We start from the raw sequence: 19553 nt of genomic DNA on the forward strand, positions 1-19553 counted from the left end.
TCCAGATGCGTGGGGATGCGGACAAGCGTAGGGGACGGGAGCCGCCGGGCCCCCGCTTCTGACGAGGTTGACCGGCAGGTGAGACGCCGGGTCAGGCCCCTTCGACCCGCATGACGCTCGTGACGTCACGGACGATCTCGAGCGCGCGCAGCTCCTCGACGGTGGCTGCGAGGTCGGCGTCGCGCGCGGTGTGCGTCACGAGGACGAGCACCGCGTCGTCCGCGTGCCCCTCCTGCCGCACGGTCTGGATCGAGACGCCGTGGCGGGCGAAAGCCGTCGCCACGGCGGCGAGCACACCCGGTCGGTCGTCGACGTCGAGGCTCACGTGGTAGCGGGTGAGCGTCTCGCCCATCGGGCGCACCGGCAGGGCCGCATACGCCGACTCCCCCGGGCCGAGCGCGTCGCCCGTGCGGTGGCGGGCCACCGCGACCAGGTCGCCGAGCACCGCGCTCGCCGTCGGCGCACCGCCGGCGCCGCGGCCGTAGAACATGAGCTCCCCGGCCGCCTCGGACTGGACGAAGACGGCGTTGAACGCGTCGCGCACACCGGCAAGCGGGTGCTCGCGCGGGATCATGGCCGGGTGGACGCGGACGGCGACCGCCCCGTCCACGAGCTCGGCGATGGCGAGCAGCTTGACCACGTGCCCCATCGCCTTCGCGCTGGCCACGTCCGCTGCGGTCACCTCGGTGATGCCCTCGCGGTGCACCGCGCCGAGCGGGACCCGGGTGTGGAACGCGAGCGAGGCGAGGATCGCCGCCTTGGCCGCGGCGTCGAAGCCCTCGACGTCCGCCGTGGGGTCGGCCTCGGCGTACCCGAGCGCAGTCGCCTCGTCGAGCGCCTCGGCGAAGCCGGCCCCGGACTCGTCCATGCTCGAAAGGATGAAGTTGGTCGTGCCATTCACGATTCCCAAGACGCGCTGCACGTGATCGCCGACGAGCGACTCGCGCAGTGGGCGCAGGATCGGGATGGCACCGGCGACGGCGGCCTCGTAGTAGAGGTCCACGCCGTGCTCCTCGGCCGCCGCGAAGAGGGTCGAGCCGTCCTCGGCGAGCAGCGCCTTGTTGGCGCTGACGACCGACGCGCCGTTCTTCATCGCCGCGAGGATGAGCGACCGTGCGGGCTCGATCCCGCCGATCACCTCGACGACGATGTCCACGTCGTCGCGCGTCACCAGGCCCATGGCGTCGGTGGTGAACAGCTCCGGGTCGACGGGGAGGCCGGGGCGCTCGCGCTTGCGGCGTACGGCGATCCCGGCGAGCTCGATCGGGCGGCCGACGCGGGCGGCCAGGTCGTCGGCGCTCTGGACGAGCAGGCGCGCGACCTCGCTCCCGACGACGCCGCATCCCAGCAGAGCGACACGCAACGGCGATTCCACGTCAGGCCCCTTCTTCCGTGCCGGCGCCCCCGGAGGGCAGCCCCGTGTCGAAGCGCAGCAGGTCCTGCTCGGTCTCGCGGCGGATCAGCACCCGCGCGGCGCCGTCGCGCACGGCCACCACGGGCGGACGCGGGACGTGGTTGTAGTTGCTCGCCATCGAGCGGCAGTAGGCGCCCGTCCCCGGGACGGCGATCAGGTCGCCGGGGCGCACGTCCGCCGGGAGGTACTCGTCCTTGACGACGACGTCGCCGCTCTCGCAGTGCTTGCCGACGACCCGCGAGAGGACCGGCCCGGCGTCGGAGCTGCGGGAGGCCAGGGTCGCCGAGTAGCTCGCGTCGTACAGCGCCGTGCGGATGTTGTCGCTCATGCCGCCGTCGACGGCGACGTAGGCGCGCCGGCGGCCGCCGTCGAGCGCGACGTCCTTGACCGTGCCGACCTCGTAGAGCGTGAAGGTGGTCGGCCCGGCGATGGCGCGCCCGGGCTCGATCGACAGGTGCGGCACGTCCATGCCCAGGGCGGCGCACTCGCGCTCGACGATCGCGCGCATGCTCTTCGCGAGCACCGCGGGCGGCTGCGGGTCGTCCTGGGTGGTGTAGGCGATGCCGAACCCGCCGCCCAGGTCCACCTCGGGCAGCTCGATCCCGTGCTCCTGGCGGAGGCTGTGCAGCAGGCCGAGCATGCGGCGCGCGGCGATCTCGAAGCCCGCCGTGTCGAAGATCTGCGAGCCGATGTGGCTGTGCAGGCCGACCAGCTCCAGGGACGGCGCGGCGAGGATGCGGCGTACGGCCTCGTGGGCAGCGCCGCTCGCGAGGGACAGGCCGAACTTCTGGTCCTCGTGGGCCGTCGCGATGAACTCGTGGGTGTGGGCCTCGACCCCGACGGTCACGCGGACGATCACCCGCTGGCGGATGCCGCGCTCGGCCGCGACCCGCGCCACGCGCTCGATCTCGTCGTAGGAGTCGACCACGATGCGCGCGATACCGGCGTCCATCGCCCGGCCCAGCTCGCCCACCGAGCGGTTGTTGCCGTGGAAGACGAGCCGATCCCCGGGCACGCCCGCGGCCAGGGCGACGGCGAGCTCGCCCCCCGTGCTCACGTCGACGTTGAGCCCCTCCTCGAGGAGCCACCGCGCGACCGTGACGGAGAAGAAGGCCTTGGCGGCGTAGTAGACGGTCGCGGGCGCGAACGCGTCCCGGAACGCCCGTGCACGATTCCTGAAGTCCTCTTCGTCGAGGATGTACGCGGGGGTGCCGAACTCCTGTGCCAGCGCGCGGACGTCGGCGCCCGCGACGCGCAGCGCGCCGTCCTCCGCGCGCGAGACGTTGTCGGCCCAGAGGACCGGGACCAGCGCGTTGACGTCCTCCGGGCGCTGGAGCCAGGCCGGGCCGTGGTCGCCGGCCTGCCCGTGCAGGGCGCCGGCCTCGTGGGCGCGCATCGGCTACATCCGCTCCGGGGCGGCGACGCCGAGCAGGGCCAGCCCGTTGGCGAGGACGACGCGCGTCGCCTCGCAGAGCCAGAGCCGGGCACGGTTGAGGTCGGTCGGCTCCTCGTCCCCCATGGGCAGCACCCGGCAGGCGTCGTAGAAGCGGTGGTACGTCCCGGCGAGCGCCTCGAGGTAGCGCGCGACCCGGTGCGCCTCGCGCAGCTCGGCGGACGTCGCGACCACGCGCGGGAACTCGCCGAGGGCGCCGAGCAGGTCGGCCTCCCGCTCGTGCGACAGCAGTGACGGGTCGAAGCTCTCGGCGTCCCCCCGCTCGATCCCGAGGTCGCGCGCGTTGCGCAGCACCCCGCTGATGCGGGCGTGGGCGTACTGCACGTAGAACACCGGGTTCTCGTTGGCCTGCTTGGTGAGCAGGTCGATGTCGAGCACCAGGGTGGAGTCGGTGGAGGACCGGGCGAGGGCGTAGCGGACGGCGTCGACGCCCGCGAGGTCGACGACGTCCTCCAGCGTGACGACGTTGCCGGCGCGCTTGGAGAGCTTGAGCTCCTCACCGCCCTGCACGACCTTGACGAACTGCCCGATGAGCACCTCGACCGTCTGGTCGGGGTCGTCGCCCGCGCACGCCGCGATGGCCCGCAGCCGGTTGACGTAGCCGTGGTGGTCGGCCCCGAGCATGTAGACGAGCCGGTCGAAGCCGCGCCCCCGCTTGTCCAGGTAGTAGGCGCAGTCGGCGGCGAAGTAGGTGAGGCTGCCGTCGCTCTTGACCAGCACCCGGTCCTTGTCGTCGCCGAAGTCGCTGGTGCGCAGGAAGACCGCGCCCTCGGAGTCGTAGACGTGGCCCTGCTCGCGCAGCGTGGCGAGCGCCTTCTCGATGCCGCCGCCGGCGTGCAGCGTGCGCTCGGAGAACCACACGTCGAAGTGGGTGCGGAACGACTCGAGCGTGCGCTGCTGCTCGGCGAGCTGGGCCCTGTAGCCCTCCTCGCGGAACGCGACGGACTGCTCGTCCTCCGGCAGCTCGAGGATGTCCGGGCGCGCCGCGAGCACCTCGCGGGCGAGGTCGTTGACGTACGCCCCGAGGTACCCGCCCTCCGGCGGCTCCTCGCCCAGCGCGCGGGCGCGGATCGATGCGCCGAACTTGTCCATCTGGGCCCCGGCGTCGTTGACGTAGAACTCGCGCGTCACCTTCGCGCCCGACGCGTCGAGCAGCCGGCCCAGGCAGTCGCCCACGGCGGCCCACCGCACGTGGCCGAGGTGGAGCGGGCCGGTCGGGTTGGCCGAGACGAACTCGAGGTCGATGCGCTGGCCGGCGAGCGAGTCGTTGCGCCCGTACGCCTCCCCCGCCTCGACGATGCGGCGGGCGGCGACGCCTGCGGCCGCGGCTTCGAGCCGGACGTTGAGGAAGCCGGGCCCGGCGATCTCGACCGCCGAGATGCCCGCCACGGCGCGCAGCCGGCCGGCGATCAGCTCCGCGACCTGGCGCGGGGGCCTGCCCGCGGGCTTGGCGAGCTGGAGCGCGACGTTGGTCGCGTAGTCGCCGTGCTCCTTCTGCTTGGGCCGCTCGACCGTCACCGCGGACGGAGGCGTCACCGCCAGCTCACCAGCGTCGACCGCCTCGCGTACGGCGCGGAGGACGGCGTCGGCGAGATCGGTGGGAGTCACCCGTCGAGGGTACCGGGATGGGCCCCGGCCTCCTCGACCGTCAGGCGTGCTGCAGCCGACCGGCGAGCGAGTTGTGCATGAATGTCGCCCCCGCACCCGGGGACCGCGGGCACTGGGCCGACGTCCCGATGCAGCGGGAGTAGGCCGAGCCGGACAGACGCGGGTCGAGGCGACGCAGGAGCTTCTCGGCACCCGCGCGGTCGTCGTACCGCCCGAGCGCCACGGCCCACCACCCGGGCCGCAGGGACGAGAACTCCGAGGACCAGAGCACCATCGGGGTCAGCCCCCGCACCCGGCGGACGTCGCGCAAACGGTCCGGGCCGTCCTGTGCCGGCCGCCAGCTCTTGACGATCACGGTCCAGAAGGGCGTGCGCACGGCGAGGCCGGGTAGGGAGGACGCCGGGCTCGGCGCCGTCCTCGGCGGGGCGGGCTGGGACGACGCGGTCGGGGCGGGGGTGGCCGGCGTGGTCGCTGCCGGGGTGGCCGCTGCCGGCGCAGGAGCCCTGCCGGGCCGCGCGCTCCCCGGGGTCGGTGAGGCAGAGGCAGAGGCGGCCGGTGACGTCGCGGCCGCCGCGGCCCGGCTCGGCGTCGGCTGGACCGCCGCGGCGCCCGGCGCACCGGCAGCCGCCACGGCGTCCGGGCTCGGCCCGCGGTCCCACGCCAACGACAGCACGAGGCCGACCGCGGCCAGGAGGACCACGACCCCGACGCCGGTCAGAGCGGCGCGCGTGCGGCGGCTGACGGGGCGGGCGGCGCGGTCGGGCGCGGCCATGTGCTGCGGTTGCGGGCGTGCCCGTGGCCGGCTGTGGTCGCCGTACGGCCCTCGCCGCTCCCCCGCGCTCACCCGCGGCCCAGGGGCGAACGCTCGCAGCAGCGGCCGGCCGCCACGGGACCCCGGCGTCGTGGTGGCCCACCACCGGCCGCGGGCAAGCCCGCTGCCCGCTGTCCGTCGACGCCCATCTCAGCCCCCGCGACTCGGCCCGCTCCGCGTTCCGCACGCTATCGCCCGCTCGGCGCAGCCGGACGGGCTTCCCGACACATCGCGCGGGGGCGCGTCGCGGCAGCGGAAGCACCGCGCGGAGCTACTCCTCCAGCGCCCTGGGCCCGGCGTCGACCAGCGATCGCACGACCCTGACCAGCTCGTCGGGGTCGAAGGGCTTCGTGACGTACGCGTCCACGCCGGTCGCCTCGCCGCGCCGGACGTCGTCGGCCTGGGCGGACGCGCTCACCATGGCGATGGGGATGTTCCGGGTACGCGGGTCGGCGCGCAGCCGCTCGACGGTCTTGAAGCCGTCCAGCCGAGGCATGACGACGTCGAGGGTGATCACGTCGGGGTCGGCGTCCACCACCTTCTCCAGGGCGTCCATCCCGTCGACCGCGGTGACGACCTCGAACCCCTCGAGCGTGAGGTTCATGACGATGAGCTCTCGGATGTTGTCGGTGTCGTCGACGACGAGGACGCGCGCCACCGGGCAAGGCTAGCGGCGGCCTCCCGGCCCCGCGCGGCGATCTAGAAGCACGGGTCGCCCCAAGGTGGCGCCCACCTCACCTGGTACCGTCTACGAACCCGAGCCCCCGTAGCTCAGGGGATAGAGCATCGGCCTCCGGAGCCGTGTGCGCAGGTTCGAATCCTGCCGGGGGCACCCATTTCAGGACCGCAGCAGGATCTGCTGCGGGTTCGCGGCGGCTATGTCGGAGCGGTGCGGGAGCGATCACCGGACCGCGAGGCGGGCCAATCCGTACGTCGAGCGCTGGCTGTCCGTTGGGCAACCTGTGCGCTCCGTCTTGGGCGATGGGATCCAGGGGCGAGAGCTTCCCATCGATCTGGCGCTCGGGCCCCTGCTGTTCATCCCTCGCCGCCGTCCAGCCACGGCAACCCCACGTCCTCGTCCTGACGACGAGCGCCCCGCGACGAGTCGTGCCGCTCGGCCGCACCAACGTGCGGACATCAACGGGCCCCGTCGAGAACCTGCCACCCACCTCGCCGAGCCCGTGCCGACCCCTCCGGCAAGGAGATCGGCCTCGACCGGTGAAGCAGGACCCTCCCCTAACCCGACCCGGCCTCCTCCTCGATCAGCGCCCGCAGCCGCAACGGCATCTCCTCCTGCAGCGAGATGGTCGTGCTCGTACGCACCACCTCGGGAACGGTGAGGAACTCGCCGGTGAGCCGGTGCAGGTCGGCGGGGTCCCGCGCGACGACCTTCAGCAGCAGGTCGGCCTGCCCGGTCGTCGAGTGGATCTCGACCACCTCGGGAAAGGCGCGCAGGGCGAGGGTGGCGCGCCGGCCGGTGGTCTGGCTCAGCTCGACCGACACGAACGCCACGATCCCGCGCCCGAGGGCCGCCGGGTCGACCCGGCGGCTGAACTCCCGGATGACCCCGCTGGTGCGCAGCCGCTGCAGCCTGGCCTGCAGCGTGTTCCGGGCGATGCCGAGCCGCTTGGCCAGCGCCAGGGACGTCGCGTCCGGGTCGTCGTCGAGCGCGAGGAGGATTCGGGCATCCAGCCTGTCCACGCGAGCATCCTGCCACCGGATTGCAGCAGGATCGAGCGGATTGCTCAACGCCGCAGCGGTCAGTTGCGCGGGCTGCCGTGACCTCGACAGGCTTGCGGACGTGAGCACCGAGACCGTGGAGCGCCCCGTCGCCCTGTCCCCCGAGGCCGAGCCACAGCTGCGCCACACGGCCGTGGAGAACGTGGCGGGCCTGGTGACGGGCTCGTTCCTCGCCTCGCTGGGGCTGTTCCTCATCGACCGCGCGGACGCGGTGACCGGCGGGACCGCGGGCGTCAGCCTGCTGCTGGACCGGGTGCTCCCGGTGCCCTTCGCCGTCGTCTTCCTCGCGACCAACCTGCCGTTCATCCTGCTGGCGGGCATGCGCAAGGGGTGGGGCTTCGCGGCTCGCTCGGTGACCGCGACCGGGCTGCTGGCGGCGTTCTCGCTGCTGCACCCGCGTGCGGTGGAGCTCGAATCGCTCGCCCCGGCGTACGGGACGCTCGTCGGCAACCTGGCCGCGGGGGTGGGGATGCTGATCCTCTTCCGCCACCGCGCCAGCCTCGGCGGGTTCAACGTCGTCGCCCTGCTCGCGCAGGAACGGCTGGGCTGGCGGGCGGGCTACGTGCAGCTCGGGCTCGACACGGCCGTGCTCGCCCTGTCGGCGCTCGCCCTCCCCGCGGGCACGGTGCTGCTGTCCGTGGCCGGCGCGGTGGTCCTCAACGTCGTGCTGGCCATGAACCACCGGCCGGGGCGGTACCTCGCGACCTGACTCAGCCGCGCGGCACGTACTCCTCGAGGAAGGCATTGCGGAACTTGCCGTCGGGGTCGAGCTCCGCCGACAGCCGCGCGAAGTCGGGCATCCGCTCGTAGAGCGAGCTGACCGTCCTTCCCGGCATCTCGAAGACCTTGCCCCAGTGCGGCCGCGCGTCGAACGGCGCCAGCTGCTCCTCGACGGCGCGCACCACCGGCGTGACGCTGGCGGTGTCCTTGATCCAGGTGAAGTGGAAGGCGACGCAGTCGCGCTGGTACGCCGGGCTCAGCCACAGCTCGTCGGCCGCGATCGTGCGGATCTCGCTGATCTGCAGCACCCCAGCGATCCGCTCCCGGATGGTGTCGAGCGCGTCGAGCGCGGCGCGCGCGTCCTGCCGGCGTACGAACCACTCGCTCTGCAGCTCCTCACCGCTGCTCGGGGTGAACCCGCGCTTGAAGTGCGGCAACCGCTCGTGCCACGCGCCGGGGGCGCCCTGCTGCTCGGTGCAGTGGACCGGCGACATCTCCGGCACCGGGTTGCGCGGGCCGTCGGCCAGCACGGCGCCCATCCAGTCGGGCTCACCGACTGCCGACGCCGGCTCGTCGACCCGCTGCTTGAGCCAGGCCTGGCGCACGTCCCGGCCCCGCCAGTCGGTGAACAGGCTCACGCTGTACGCCGCCGCCAGCACCTCGTCGAGCCGCTCGCGCAGCACGTCGCCGGTGAGCCCCTCGTAGACGAACTGGCGCACCTCGTACGTGGGCTCGAGGTCGAGCGTGACACCGACGACGACGCCGAGCGCACCGAGGCCCACCACCGCGCCGGCCAAGCGCGGGTCGCTGCGGTCCAGCCTGAGCAGGTCGCCGGACGCCGTCACGAGCTCGAGCCCGGAGACCGCCGTCGCGAGCCCCCCGTTCGTCACGCCGGAGCCGTGGGTGCCGGTCGCGCAGGCGCCGGCCACCGAGATGTGCGGGAGCGAGCCCAGGTTGTGCAGCGCGAAGCCGGCCTGCTCCAGGTGCCCGGTCAGCTCGGCGTAGCGCACGCCCCCGCGGACGGTCGCGGTCGGGCGGCTACCGTCGGTGGTGACCTCGACGCTGCTCGGAAGGCTCTCGACGGCCAGCTGGAGGCCGTCGGTGTCGGCGATGCGGTTGAAGGAGTGCGCCGACCCGCGGGCTCTCACCCGGCCTGCCCCGGCGACGAGCCGCTGCAGCTCGGCCACGGACGTGGGCGCGGCGTAGCGCTCCGCGCCGAACACGATGTTGCCGGCCCAGTTCATCTCCAGGTTCGCCATCGCCGTCCGTCCGCAGCCGAGGAAGAGTCGCTCCACGCTAACCGTCGTCGCGCGGGCTCCTGGGGGGCGGAGCGGTCCACTGCCCGCGGATTGGATCTCGTGGCGGCGCGCCGCCACTGGCACTGTCGCTACCCGTGAGCACCGTGACCGACGACGCCCGACCGACGACGACCCTGCCGCCCCTGCCCTCGCCGCTCGCCCAGCTGCGCGCCGGCCGGCTCACCCGTCGCCTCGTGCAGCTGCAGGCCGGGCTGGTCCTCTACGGCGCGTCCATGGGGCTGATGATCCAGGCCGGGCTCGGGCTCGACCCCTGGGACGCCTTCCACCAGGGGGTCGCCGAGCGCACGTCCCTGTCGTTCGGCACCGTCGTCATCGTCACCGGTGTCGTGGTGCTCCTGCTCTGGATCCCGCTGCGGCAGTGGCCCGGCGTCGGCACCGTGAGCAACGCGATCGTCATCGGGCTCGCGGTCGACGCGACCCTGGCAGTCGTCGAGCAGCCGGAGCCCATGTGGGCCAGGGTCACGTTCCTGCTGGCCGGGGTCGTGCTCAACGGGGTCGCGGGTGCGGCCTACATCGGCGCGCAGCTCGGCCCCGGGCCGCGCGACGGCCTGATGACGGGGCTGGTCCGGCGGACCGGCCGCTCCGTCCGCCTGGTGCGCACGTCGCTGGAGCTGACGGTGCTGGCCATCGGGTGGGCGCTCGGCGGCACCATCGGCGTCGGCACCGTGCTCTACGCCCTCAGCATCGGCCCGCTCGTCCAGGCGATGCTGCCCCGGTTCGAGGTCCGAACCCGCACCTGATCGCTGATTCAGGAGTCGAGTGCGGGCGGGAACACGCAGAACTCGTTGCCCGCCGGGTCGGCGAGCACGTGCCAGCCCGCCTCCCCGTCCGGCTCGGCGAGCACACGCGCCCCGCGGTCGACCAGCCTCCCGACGTCGCCGGTGACGTCCCAGTGCACCCGGTTCTTGACCGTCTTCGGCTCGGGCACCCCGACGAACTTCATCAGGTCGAAGGGAAGCTCCGGTATGCCCGCGACCCAGCGCGGCAGCCCGCCCGGAGCCGGCACCGGTGTGCCGCCGAGCACCGCGGCCCACCAGGCGGCGTCGGCCACGGGGTCGTTGCTGTCGACGACGAGCGCGCTGGGCTCGTCGCCGGTGAACACGCAGAGCTCCGCCCCCTCGGGCGCCTGCAGCACGGCCCACCGGTGGCCCGCGTACGCATCGTCCTGCACGTGGCCGGCCCCGGCCTCGAGAAAGCGCGAGAGGCTCGGGGCCACCAGGTCGAGGTGGGCCCGGTTCTTCGCCGTCTTGGGCTCGGGGACCCGGTTGACCCACACCGTCTGCCCCGGCGCGTCCCCGCGCAGGACGCCGTCGCCGTCGTCCTGCACGTGGGGCGTGCGGCGAAGCGCCCGGGCCCAGAAGCCGGTGACGAGGCCGGGGTCGTTCGCGTCGAGGCAGAGGCCCTTCCAGCGCACCGGCTCCATGCAGCGGAGGCTAGCGGCCCGGTGCGCGCCGGGTCCGCGCCATTCGGCGCATGCGTTGGGCAACTACCCCGAATTCGTCCGCAAGGCTTTTTAGACAACTCCTCGTGTGCAGATACTTGCTCAGCGCTCACACCGGAGGTGGCGAATGCCTGCGCGCACACGTGACGAGCCGTCCTGTCCCGAGATCCCCGTCGCCGCCTTCTCCGACGCCTTCGAGCTGACGCCGAGCTGCCTGGCCCTCGTCGGGCGGGACGGCACGGTGATGCCCAACGCCGCGCTGCGGGCGGCGCTGCGCAGGTCCGGCACGGAGATGCTCGATCAGCTGGTGAGCAGCGTCGACTGGAGCTTCGCCTCACCGGCCCGCCCGCCCGACGGCTCCGGCCTGCGTGGGCTGCCCGTCGAGGACGGCCGTTCCGAGCTCGTCGTCCGCAGCATCCGCCCGCTCGGCGTCACGGACGGCGGGCCGGAGTGGCTGTTGCTGTGCCTGCAGGCCACCACCACTCGCCGCCGGGACGCGCTGTCGTCACTGCTGACCCGGGACCAGCTGCTGGACCGGCTCGAGCTCGTGCTCGCGGCCGGCGCCGAGGCCGTGGGCGCGGTGGGCGCCGTCGATGTCCTCGTCGTCGACCTGGACGACTTCAAGAAGGTCAACGACACGTTCGGGCACGTCGTCGGGGACGAGGTGCTGGCCGCCTGCGCCCAGCGCCTGCTCGAGAGCGTGCGGCCGGAGGACGCCGTGGCCCGCTGGGGCGGGGACGAGTTCGCGATCGTGCTCCCCGACGCCACCTGCCTCGACGGCCAGGCCGTCTCCGACCGGCTGGCCCGCCGACTGCGCGAGCGGGTCGCGACCTCCGCGGGGAGCATCAGCCTCTCGGCCTCGTGGGGATGGGTCAGCGCGCTGCCCGGTGAGGCGCCCGTGAGCCTGCTGAACCGCGCTGACCTGCGGATGTACGAGGTGAAGCGGCTGCACAAGCAGGCGGCCGCCGCGATCCCAACCGCCCTGCGCGAACAGCTCGAGCGCACGCGACGACGCTCCGCGGAGCTTGCCCAGCGGGCGGCCGACATGCGGCAGCTGACCGCGCGGCGCGCCGAGCTGCTCGCCGGCGTGCGGCTCCACCGCCCGTCGCTACGGGCGGAGGAGCCGCCGCGCGGCTAGCTAGAAGCGCTCCTCGCGGCCCCCGCCGAGGTCCTCCCACACCTGCTGGACGTTCTCGTACGTGCGCCCACCCGGCAGCCCGGCCAGCTGCTGCAGGACCCGGTCGGGCGCCTGGTTCTCCTCCGCCGTGGACCGCAGCACGTCCGCCGTCGCCGGCCAGACCTCCTTGCCGAGGAACGTCGCCAGCTGGCTGCGCCCCTCGATGTCCCCGCTGTCGACGCCGGCCGCGGTACCGCCGGTCAGCGTGCCGTTCGGGTTGAGGTCGACGTCCGGCTGGTCCTCGCCCGAGGGCTCGGGGTCCTTCCACTCCTGGGCGTGCGTGGAGCGGCCGGCGCGCATCGCGCCCTCCACCTCGCCGGCCAGGGCTTCGTCCGCGCGTGCCCCGTGCTTGTCACTGCCGCGCTCGATGGTCATGCTCCGCCGTCCTCCTCTGTCGGGTCGACCCTTCGGTCGTGCCGGAGCCGTACCCGGGAGGGGTGCTCGGTAACGTCCGGTTCCGGTCGGACAGCCCGGGGTACCCGATTCCTCATGAGCGCGCTCGAGTCCGACCTCATCGAGACGACGAAGGTCGTCGCGGTCACGCTGAAGAAGGCCCACATCCCCTTCGCCCTGGCCGGCGGGTACGCCGTCTACGCCCGGGGCGGGCCGCCGAGCATCCACGACACCGACTTCTTCCTGCGCGAGGCGGACGTCCCGCGGGCGATCGACGCCCTCACGGAGGCCGGCCTCAAGCACGAGAGCTGCCCCGAGGACTGGCTGGTCAAGGTCTTCCACGACGACCGCCTGGTCGACCTGATCCACGCCGCCAACGGGCGCCCGGTCACCGACGCCATGCTCGCCCGCGCCGAGGAGGTCGAGGTCGGGTCCGTGCGCATGCCGGTCCTGGACGCGAGCGACATCATGATCGGCAAGCTCCTCGCGCTGTCCGCGCACCACTGCAACATGTCCCCGCTGCTGGCGGTCGCCCGGTCCCTGCGCGAGCAGGTCGACTGGGGGCGGGTCCGCGAGGAGACGGCCGAGTCGCCGTACGCCCGGGCCTTCCTCACCCTGACCGACGGGCTCGGCATCACCGCCCCTCCGGAGGGGCAGGAGGGGGTCCAGCCCGTCCACGAAGGCGTCTACGCGCTGTCCGGGACCGGGAGCCAGCCCAACCGCAGCATTTCCGAGGAGGAGAGCGCATGACCCGCCTGTCCCACCTTCGCGACCTGTACTCCGCGAAGGGGCCGTTCGTGACCGCGTACCTCGACGCGACACGCTCAACCGAGACGGGCGCCCACGAGGTCGAGCTGCGCTGGCGCGCCCAGCGCGAGCAGCTCGCGGAGGCCGGCGCTCCCGACGCGCTGCTCGACGCGCTGGAGCCGGTCGCGACCGCTCCGACCGGCGTGCCGGGCGAGAACACCCTCGTCCTCGTCGGCGCCGGCACCGAGGTGCTGTTCTCCTCGGCCGTCCCCGGGCGCATCCAGGAGCGGGCCACGTACGCCCCGGTCCCCGACCTCGGCCCGCTGGCCCTGGCCCTCGGCCAGACGCTGCCGTACGTCCTGGTCCACATCGACCGCACCGGCGCCGACATCGACGTGGTCGGCCCGCTCGGCCAGTCCGAGGAGCACACCGAGGTCAAGGGCGGCGAGCACCACATCAGCAAGGTGCACGCCGGCGGCTGGTCGTACCGGCGCTACGAGCACCGGGCCGAGAACCTCTGGGAGTCGAACGCGAGCGACGTCGCCCAGCAGATCGACACGATCCTCGCCGAGAGCTCGATCCCGCTGCTCCTGGTGACCGGCGACACCCGCGCCAACGAGCTGTTCCAGCAGCACCTCGGCACGCGCGGCAAGGAGGCGGTCGTCACGCTCGACTCCGGCGGCCGGGCGGCCGGCTCCGACGAGCAGGCCGTGCAGGAGGACGTGCGCCAGGCGATCGCCGCCAAGGTGGTCCGCGACAGCCAGGACCAGGTCGAGCTGTTCCGCGAGCAGACGGGCGCCGGGCACGGCGGCGCGCTCACCGGGCGCGCGCAGATCGTGGGGGCGCTGCAGAAGGCGCAGGTGGACACGTTGCTCGTCACTGCGGACTTCGCCGACGACACCACGGTCTACGTGGGGCCGGACCCCTCCCAGATCGCGGTCGACGAGGCCGAGCTCAAGGCCATGGGCGTCGACGACGGGTTCGCGGCGCGCGCCGACTCGGCCCTGCTGCGGGCGACGATCGCCACCGACGCCGGCGTCGTGGTCGTGCCCAAGGGCCGGCTGCAGCTGGAGGACGGGGTCGGCGCCCTGCTCCGCTACTCCGACGAGTCGACCCCGTCGGCGTGACCGCTGTCGGCTCCGTCCTGCCGGGGACGCTGCAGGTCTGGAGCGACGTCGCCTGCCCCTGGGCGGCGCTCGCGGTCGTCCGGCTGCGGGCCGCGCGCGAGCGGCTGGGCCTCGAGCTCGACGTGCGCGTCGACCACCGGGCGTTCCCGCTCGAGCTGGCCAACGGCCGGCCCGTGCCGCCGCTCGCGGACGAGGCCGTCGAGGTCCTCGCCCGCGAGCCGGCCTTCGGGACACGCCCCTGGTCCGGGGAGCACGGGGACTGGCCGGGCAGCTTCCTCGACGCGCTCGCCGCGGTGCAGGCCGCCAAGGAGGAGCGGGCCGGAGGGCTGCCGGCGAGCGAGGCGCTCGACTGGGCGTTGCGCCGCGCCCTGTTCGCGCAGAGCCGTCCGATCGGCACCCCGGGCGAGGTCCTGGCCGTCGCCCGCGAGGTCCCCGAGCTCGACGTGGACGCGCTCGAGGGGCAGCTGGACGCGGGGCGGGACGCGGTGCGGCGCGACTGGGAGCTGACGGGCGAGCTCCGGATCGAGGGCAGCCCGCACGTACGCCTGAGCGACGGGTCGGCCGTGTTCAACCCCGGCATCGGGGACGACGGCAGCGACGACCCCGGGGTGTGGGACGAGCTGCTGCGCAGGGCGCTCGCGCCGGAGGGCTGAGGTCCGGGGCCTGCCTCCCGCCCCCCGCCTGCGCCGCAGGGGGCGGGAGGCCCGTATCGGACACAAGCAGATAGCCTGGCCTACCGGCAGCCCAGGCCAGTCGAGGTTCGAAAGTAGGCGAACACCGCCGTGTCGCAGTCTCCGTCCCCGCAGGATGACCCCACGGAGGGCTTCGGGCCCAACGAGTGGCTCGTCGCCGAGATGTACGAGAAGTACCTCCAGGACCCCGCCTCGCTGGACAAGGCGTGGATCGGCTTCTTCGAGGACTTCAAGCACACCCACGGGGACACGGGACCGAACGGCGCGAGCCGGCCCGCAGCGCCCGCGCCCTCGTCCAGCTCGTCGTCCAGCTCGGCGTCCAGCTCGGCGCCGGCCCAGCGCACCGCGCCGTCCCAGCGCCCGGCGCCGCAGGGCACGACCGCTCCCCCGCCCTCGGCCCCCGCCCCGACCCCGACGGCTGCGCACCCGGTCGCCCCCGGCGCCCGGGCCGACGCCCCGACGACGACGACCCCGGCGGCGGCCCCCGTCCCCTCGGCGACGCCGTCCGCGGCGCGCGAGGTGTCCACCACGCCGAACCAGCCGCCCCGCCCGGCGGCCACCCAGGCCAAGGCCGGCGGCTCGTCGGTGACCCCGCTGCGCGGCCCGGCCGCCCGGGTCGTGACGAACATGGAGGCCTCGCTCGAGGTCCCCACCGCCACCAGCGTGCGCGCGGTGCCGGCGAAGCTGCTCATCGACAACCGCATCGTCATCAACAACCACCTGGCCCGCGGCCGGGGCGGGAAGATCTCGTTCACCCACCTGATCGGCTACGCGGTCGTGCGCGCCGTCCAGGGCATGCCGGACATGAACGTCTCGTACGGCGAGGCGGACGGCAAGCCCGCGGTCATAGGCCCCGAGCACGTCGGGCTCGGCCTGGCCATCGACATCTCCAAGCCCGACGGCACCCGCCAGCTCCTCGTCCCGGCGATCAAGGCCGCGGACACGATGGACTTCGCCCAGTTCTGGGCGGCGTACGAGGACATCGTGCGGCGGGCGCGCGGCGGCAAGCTGACCGCCGACGACTTCGCCGGCACCACGATCAGCCTGACCAACCCGGGCACCATCGGCACCGTCCACTCGGTCCCGCGCCTGATGAAGGGGCAGGGCACGATCGTCGGCGTCGGGGCGATGGACTACCCGGCCGAGTACCAGGGCGCCTCTCCGGAGACGCTGGCCCGGCTCGCGGTCAGCAAGGTCCTCACCCTCACCTCCACCTACGACCACCGCGTCATCCAGGGCGCGCAGTCCGGGGAGTTCCTGCGTCGCGTCCACCTGCTGCTGCTGGGCGAGGACGGGTTCTACGACGACATCTTCCGCGCGCTGCGGATCCCCTACGAGCCGATCCGGTGGGCCGCCGACGTCGCGTGGTCGCACGAGAACGACGTCACCAAGCAGGCCCGCGTCCAGGAGCTCATCCACGCGTACCGGGTGCGCGGCCACCTCATGGCCGACACCGACCCGCTGGAGTTCCGCCAGCGCTCGCACCCCGACCTGGACATCACCAACCACGGCCTGACGCTGTGGGACCTCGACCGTGAGTTCGCGACGGGCGGGTTCGGCAAGAAGCCGATGGCGACCCTGCGCGACATCCTCGGGGTGCTGCGCGACTCGTACTGCCGCCGCGTCGGCATCGAGTACATGCACATCCAGGACCCGGAGGAGCGGCGCTGGATCCAGTCGAAGGTCGAGTCGCCCCACACCAAGACCGACACCCAGGAGCAGCTGCGCATCCTGCGCCGGCTGAACTCCGCCGAGGCGTTCGAGACCTTCCTGCAGACCAAGTTCGTCGGGCAGAAGCGGTTCTCCCTCGAGGGCGGGGAGTCGCTGATCCCGCTCGTCGACGCGCTGCTGTCCGAGGCTGCCGACGCCGGGCTCGACGAGGCAGCGATCGGCATGGCTCACCGCGGCCGGCTCAACGTGCTCGCGAACCTCGCCGGCAAGTCGTACGCGCAGATCTTCCGTGAGTTCGAGGGCAACCAGGACCCCAAGTCGGTCCAGGGCTCCGGCGACGTGAAGTACCACCTGGGCACGCAGGGCACGTTCACCGCCAACAGCGGCGCCAAGTGCAAGGTCTACCTCGCGGCCAACCCCTCGCACCTGGAGGCGGTCGACCCCGTCCTCGAGGGCATCGTGCGTGCCAAGCAGGACCGGCTGAACAAGGGCGGCGGCGAGTCCGGCTACACCGTGCTGCCCGTGCTCATCCACGGCGACGCGGCCTTCGCCGGCCAGGGCGTCGTGGCCGAGACGCTCAACCTCTCCCAGCTGCGCGGCTACCGCACCGGCGGCACCGTCCACGTGGTCGTCAACAACCAGGTCGGCTTCACGACCTCGCCCGCGTCCTCGCGCTCGTCGTTCTACTCGACCGATGTGGCGCGCATGATCCAGGCGCCGATCTTCCACGTGAACGGCGACGACCCCGAGGCCTGCGTCCGGGTCGCCCGCCTGGCGTTCGAGTTCCGGCAGAAGTTCCGCAAGGACGTCGTCATCGACATGGTGTGCTACCGCCGCCGTGGCCACAACGAGGGCGACGACCCGTCGATGACGCAGCCGCTGATGTACTCCCTGATCGAGCAGAAGCGCTCGGTGCGCAAGCTCTACACCGAGGCGCTCATCGGACGCGGCGACATCACCGTCGAGGAGGCGGAGCAGGCGCTGCGCGACTTCCAGGAGCAGCTCGAACGGGTCTTCAACGAGACCCGCGAGACCGGCGCGGCGGGCTCCGGTGCGCTCGAGGCCCCGGACGAGCAGCGCCAGACCGGGCACGCGCACGCGCTGCCCACCGCGGTGTCGCCGGAGGTCATCAAGCGGATCTCCGACGCCCACGTGGCGATGCCCGAGGGCTTCACCGTGCACCCGAAGCTGCGTTCGCTGCTCGAGCGGCGGGCGGCGATGTCGACCGAGGGCGGCATCGACTGGGCGATGGGCGAGCTGTACGCCTTCGGCTCGCTGCTGCTCGAGCGCGTCCCGGTGCGGCTGGCCGGCCAGGACAGCCGGCGCGGCACCTTCGTGCAGCGCCACGCCGTGCTGACCGACCGGCACACGGGCGACGAGTGGACGCCGCTGGCGAACCTCTCGACCAACCAGGGCCGCTTCTACGTCTACGACTCGCTGCTGTCGGAGTTCGCGGCGATGGGCTTCGAGTACGGCTACTCCGTCGTGCGCCCCGAGGTCCTCGTGCTGTGGGAGGCGCAGTTCGGCGATTTCGTCAACGGCGCCCAGACGATCGTCGACGAGTTCATCTCCTCCTCCGAGCAGAAGTGGGGGCAGCGCTCCTCCGTCGTGCTGCTGCTGCCGCACGGCTACGAGGGCCAGGGGCCGGACCACTCCTCCGCGCGCATCGAGCGTTTCCTCCAGCTGTGCGCCGAGGACAACATGACGGTCGCCGCCCCCACCACCCCGGCGAGCTACTTCCACCTGCTGCGCTGGCAGGCATACCACGAGCCGCGCCGCCCGCTGATCGTCGCGACGCCGAAGTCGATGCTGCGCCGCAAGGAGGCGGTGTCCGGGCCGGAGGAGTTCACGTCCGGCACGTTCCGCCCGGTCATCGGCGAGGAGGGGCCGGTCGACCCCGAGCGCGTGGACCGGGTGCTGCTCTGCGCCGGCAAGGTCTACTGGGACCTGGCAGCCGAGCGCACGCGCCGCTCGGACGACCGGACCGCCATCGTGCGCGTGGAGCAGATCGCGCCGCTGCCGGCCCGGGAGATCCTGGAGGCGGTCTCGCGGTTCCCCAACGCCGAGCTGGTCTGGGTGCAGGAGGAGCCGGGCAACCAGGGGGCCTGGCCGTTCGTGCTGCTCAACCTGCCGGACCAGCTGCAGGGTCGGCAGATCCGGCGCGTCTCGCGCCCGGCGTCTGCCTCGCCCGCGGTCGGCTCGCACAAGGCGCACGAGGCCGAGCAGCGCGAGCTGGTCGCGGCCGCGTTCGACCGCTGACGTGTACGCCAGCGACCGGGGGATCGAGGAGCTGGAGACCAGGAGGGGTGACGAGGAGGTCACCCTGGCCTGGCTCGCCGAGCGGCTGCGGCTCTTCGTGGACCTGAACCCCGAGCACGAGGTGCCGATCGAGCGGCTCGCCACCTGGCTGGCGCGCGCCGACGACGAGGACTGAGGCCTGCCGGCGCGCAGCGGCCGGGCGCCGTTCGACGAGCGGCCGGTGCGCCGGGTCGAGCGGTCTCCCGACGCGGTCTACGACCCCGCGGACTGGCCCTACACCCTGCCGCCCGTCGCGCAGCTGCTGCGCGACGGGCTGGACCTCGCCCCGGGGGTGACCTTCCTCGTCGGGGAGAACGGCTCGGGCAAGTCGACCCTGGTCGAGGCCGTCGCGGCGGCATACGGGCTCAACCCCGAGGGCGGGTCGCGCAACGCCCGGTTCTCGACCCGGGCCACCGAGTCCGGCCTCGGCTCGGTGCTGCGCCTGGTGCGTGGTGCCGGTGGTCGGCAGTGGGCGTTCTTCCTGCGGGCCGAGACCATGCACGGTCTCTACACGTACCTCGAGTCCGTCGGCATCGGCGGGCTGCACGAGCGCAGCCACGGCGAGGGTTTCCTCGAGGTGCTGCGCACGCGGTTCGACACGCCGGGGTTCTACGTGCTGGACGAGCCGGAGTCCGCTCTGTCGTTCTCCTCCTGCCTGGCGTTGATGGGCGTCCTCGACGACCTGACCCGCGCCGCTCGCAGGTGCTGTGCGCCACCCACTCCCCGCTGCTCACCGCGCTGCCCGGCGCGACGATCCTCGAGCTCGACGACGACGGGCTCCGGCAGGTCGAGTGGGGTGAGCTGGCGCTGGTCGACCACTGGCGGCGCTACCTCGGCGACCCGGGCGCGTACCTGCGGCACGTGCTGGGGGTGACGGGCTGAGCGAGCCGGTCGCCGGCCTCGCCGGAGCTTGGAGGCGGGACGCGGACCACTGGACGGACA

At 73.3% G+C, this 19553-nt stretch carries 17 protein-coding genes, 1 tRNA gene and 1 pseudogene; 10 read left to right on the forward strand and 9 right to left on the reverse strand.

Translation table 11 applies throughout. The features are described from left to right. Positions 1–91 precede the first annotated feature (91 nt). From G9H72_RS05890 to G9H72_RS05910, 5 genes are all read right to left on the reverse strand, one after another. The gene (locus G9H72_RS05890; RefSeq protein WP_331272021.1) at positions 92–1375 is read right to left on the reverse strand and encodes a homoserine dehydrogenase; all 1284 of its coding nucleotides are present in this window, start codon (positions 1373–1375) and stop codon (positions 92–94) included. Position 1376: 1 nt separating this feature from the next. Next, positions 1377–2810, reverse strand: coding sequence for a diaminopimelate decarboxylase (gene lysA / locus G9H72_RS05895; RefSeq protein ID WP_166168809.1), 1434 nt, complete (start codon positions 2808–2810; stop codon positions 1377–1379). Between the two features lie 3 nt (positions 2811–2813). Beyond that, complete coding sequence (gene argS, locus G9H72_RS05900) at positions 2814–4475, reverse strand: arginine--tRNA ligase (protein ID WP_166168811.1); 1662 nt, start codon at positions 4473–4475, stop codon at positions 2814–2816. A 40-nt stretch (positions 4476–4515) separates the two neighbouring features. Then, a complete protein-coding gene (locus G9H72_RS05905; RefSeq protein ID WP_166168814.1) occupies positions 4516–5247 on the reverse strand; it encodes a hypothetical protein in 732 nt (243 codons plus the stop codon). 310 nt (positions 5248–5557) lie between these two features. Then, positions 5558–5944: a response regulator gene (locus tag G9H72_RS05910; protein WP_331272022.1), complete on the reverse strand. Its 387-nt coding sequence runs from the start codon at positions 5942–5944 to the stop codon at positions 5558–5560. A 102-nt stretch (positions 5945–6046) separates the two neighbouring features. On the opposite strand from G9H72_RS05910, the gene G9H72_RS05915 reads away from it, so the two are divergent. Beyond that, a tRNA-Arg gene (locus tag G9H72_RS05915) sits at positions 6047–6118 on the forward strand. A gap of 404 nt (positions 6119–6522) precedes the next feature. Here G9H72_RS05915 and G9H72_RS05920 read toward each other — a convergent pair. Then, positions 6523–6987, reverse strand: coding sequence for an Lrp/AsnC family transcriptional regulator (locus G9H72_RS05920; RefSeq protein ID WP_331272023.1), 465 nt, complete (start codon positions 6985–6987; stop codon positions 6523–6525). A 100-nt stretch (positions 6988–7087) separates the two neighbouring features. Here G9H72_RS05920 and G9H72_RS05925 point away from each other — a divergent pair, with 100 nt between their 5' ends. Next, entirely contained in the window at positions 7088–7735 is a 648-nt protein-coding gene (locus tag G9H72_RS05925) for a YitT family protein (protein WP_331272024.1), read from the forward strand. 1 nt (position 7736) lies between these two features. Here G9H72_RS05925 and G9H72_RS05930 read toward each other — a convergent pair whose 3' ends face one another. Further along, the gene (locus tag G9H72_RS05930) at positions 7737–9005 is read right to left on the reverse strand and encodes a D-arabinono-1,4-lactone oxidase (RefSeq protein ID WP_166169038.1); all 1269 of its coding nucleotides are present in this window, start codon (positions 9003–9005) and stop codon (positions 7737–7739) included. Between the two features lie 134 nt (positions 9006–9139). Here G9H72_RS05930 and yczE point away from each other — a divergent pair, with 134 nt between their 5' ends. Beyond that, entirely contained in the window at positions 9140–9805 is a 666-nt protein-coding gene (yczE, locus tag G9H72_RS05935) for a membrane protein YczE (protein WP_166168818.1), read from the forward strand. An 8-nt stretch (positions 9806–9813) separates the two neighbouring features. Here the strand turns inward: yczE and G9H72_RS05940 are convergent, their stop codons facing one another. Beyond that, positions 9814–10488, reverse strand: coding sequence for a VOC family protein (locus G9H72_RS05940; RefSeq protein ID WP_166168820.1), 675 nt, complete (start codon positions 10486–10488; stop codon positions 9814–9816). Between the two features lie 145 nt (positions 10489–10633). On the opposite strand from G9H72_RS05940, the gene G9H72_RS05945 reads away from it, so the two are divergent. Continuing rightward, positions 10634–11644, forward strand: coding sequence for a GGDEF domain-containing protein (locus G9H72_RS05945; RefSeq protein ID WP_166168822.1), 1011 nt, complete (start codon positions 10634–10636; stop codon positions 11642–11644). On the opposite strand, the gene G9H72_RS05950 is transcribed toward G9H72_RS05945, so the two are convergent. After that, positions 11645–12058, reverse strand: a complete 414-nt coding sequence (locus tag G9H72_RS05950) for a DUF2795 domain-containing protein (RefSeq protein ID WP_166168824.1) — start codon at positions 12056–12058, stop codon at positions 11645–11647. Positions 12059–12172: 114 nt separating this feature from the next. Here G9H72_RS05950 and G9H72_RS05955 point away from each other — a divergent pair, with 114 nt between their 5' ends. From G9H72_RS05955 to G9H72_RS05980, 6 genes and pseudogenes are all read left to right on the forward strand, one after another. Continuing rightward, positions 12173–12826, forward strand: a complete 654-nt coding sequence (locus tag G9H72_RS05955; RefSeq protein WP_196790789.1) for a nucleotidyltransferase family protein — start codon at positions 12173–12175, stop codon at positions 12824–12826. Beyond that, positions 12823–13950 carry a baeRF2 domain-containing protein gene (locus G9H72_RS05960; protein ID WP_166168826.1) on the forward strand — a complete coding sequence of 376 codons (1128 nt, stop codon included), beginning with the start codon at positions 12823–12825 and terminating at the stop codon, positions 13948–13950. Before G9H72_RS05955 ends, G9H72_RS05960 begins: the two co-directional genes overlap by 4 nt. Beyond that, positions 13947–14603, forward strand: a complete 657-nt coding sequence (locus G9H72_RS05965) for a DsbA family oxidoreductase (protein ID WP_166168828.1) — start codon at positions 13947–13949, stop codon at positions 14601–14603. The genes G9H72_RS05960 and G9H72_RS05965 overlap by 4 nt, the downstream gene beginning before the upstream one ends. 129 nt (positions 14604–14732) lie before the next feature. Further along, a complete protein-coding gene (locus G9H72_RS05970) occupies positions 14733–18572 on the forward strand; it encodes a multifunctional oxoglutarate decarboxylase/oxoglutarate dehydrogenase thiamine pyrophosphate-binding subunit/dihydrolipoyllysine-residue succinyltransferase subunit (RefSeq protein WP_166168830.1) in 3840 nt (1279 codons plus the stop codon). A 1-nt stretch (position 18573) separates the two neighbouring features. Continuing rightward, positions 18574–18747, forward strand: a complete 174-nt coding sequence (locus G9H72_RS05975; protein WP_166168832.1) for a DUF6104 family protein — start codon at positions 18574–18576, stop codon at positions 18745–18747. 45 nt (positions 18748–18792) lie between these two features. Then, positions 18793–19493 (forward strand): annotated as a pseudogene (locus G9H72_RS05980) (AAA family ATPase). The last annotated feature ends 60 nt before the right edge of the window (positions 19494–19553 follow it).

Origin of the sequence: Motilibacter aurantiacus (assembly GCF_011250645.1) — a bacterium.
Classification (GTDB): domain Bacteria; phylum Actinomycetota; class Actinomycetes; order Motilibacterales; family Motilibacteraceae; genus Motilibacter_A; species Motilibacter_A aurantiacus.